Here is a 1155-nt window from a genome sequence, read left to right as displayed (position 1 = left end):
TGAGGTTACCCTCGTTTAGTGGACACCCAACTTGTACGGATGTTGTGTCCGTAGGAGAGGATGTTCATTGTGAGCCAACAACGCAAGAAGTACACGCCGGAGTATCGGCGTGAAGCCGCGAATCTGGTGATTGAGTCGCAGCGCCCGATCGCCCATGTGGCCCGAGAGATCGGTGTCGCCCCGGGGCTTTTAGGCAAGTGGGTCAAAAATGAGCGGGAACGCCGAGGCTCTGCCGATGGGATGAGCGAGGCGGACCTTCGGGCCGAGAATGCGCGCTTGCGCCGTGAGCTGGCAGAGGCTCGGATGGACAACGAGTTTTTGTCAAAAGCGACAGCCTTCTTCGCTGCGAAGCAACGCGAGCAGAAAAGTTCGAACTAATGTGGCGAGAGAAGGCAAACTACAGCATTAAACGTATGGCACGCTTGTTGAAGGTGTCTCGATCTGGATACTACAAATGGGCCCATACGCAGCAGAAACGACTATCCGGCGACGATGATCGTGCAGCATTTTACGATGATGTTGACCGCAAGATTCACCGGATTTGGAAAGACTCCGATGAGGTTTATGGTGCTCCGCGCATTACCGCAGAACTTGCCGAGCGCTACCACATTGCGCTCAACCGTAAGACCGTGGCTAAACGGATGCGCATGATGGGCATTGAAGGGATTTCACCGCGCGCTTTCGTCCCGGTGACAACCATTCAAGCTAAGCGTAAGTCCACGCTTCCTGACCTGGTCAAGCGCATGTTTGATGCCGGTGAGCTCAATCGGGTGTGGACGTCGGATATTACCTACCTGCGCACCGGTGAAGGCTGGTTGTACTTGTGCGCGGTCCGTGATGGTCATTCCCGCAGGGTGCTGGGCTGGGCTATGGATAGTGTGCAAGATACTTCCCTGGTCGAGCGGGCCCTGCGGATGGCGTATACGCTGCGCGGTGACGTTCCTGATGGCCTGGTGTTTCACGCTGACCGTGGGGCACAGTTTACAAGCGAGCAGCTCTGGGACGTCTGCCGCGACCTGGGCATTGCTCAGTCCGTGGGGCGTACCGGGGTGTGCTTCGATAACGCGATGGCTGAATCGTTCTGGTCGACGCTGAAGACCGAATTTTACGACCGGCAACACTGGCCTACCCGTGATGCTGCACGCGCGGGTGTCG

2 protein-coding genes are annotated in these 1155 nt (G+C 57.1%); both read left to right on the top strand.

From position 1 onward, the window contains the following. Positions 1–69: 69 nt before the first annotated feature. On the top strand, positions 70–378 hold the full coding sequence (locus QP119_RS11455; RefSeq protein ID WP_284776294.1) for a transposase: 309 nt from the start codon (positions 70–72) through the stop codon (positions 376–378). Beyond that, a partial coding sequence (locus QP119_RS11450) for an IS3 family transposase (RefSeq protein ID WP_284776292.1) occupies positions 378–1155 on the top strand: 778 nt, incomplete at its 3' end. The genes QP119_RS11455 and QP119_RS11450, both read left to right, overlap by 1 nt.

It is taken from the genome of Corynebacterium frankenforstense (assembly GCF_030211955.1).
GTDB classification, from domain to species: Bacteria; Actinomycetota; Actinomycetes; order Mycobacteriales; family Mycobacteriaceae; genus Corynebacterium; species Corynebacterium frankenforstense_A.
Note: the sequence above shows the minus strand (reverse complement) of the source record. Positions and strands in the feature narration are given on the sequence as shown.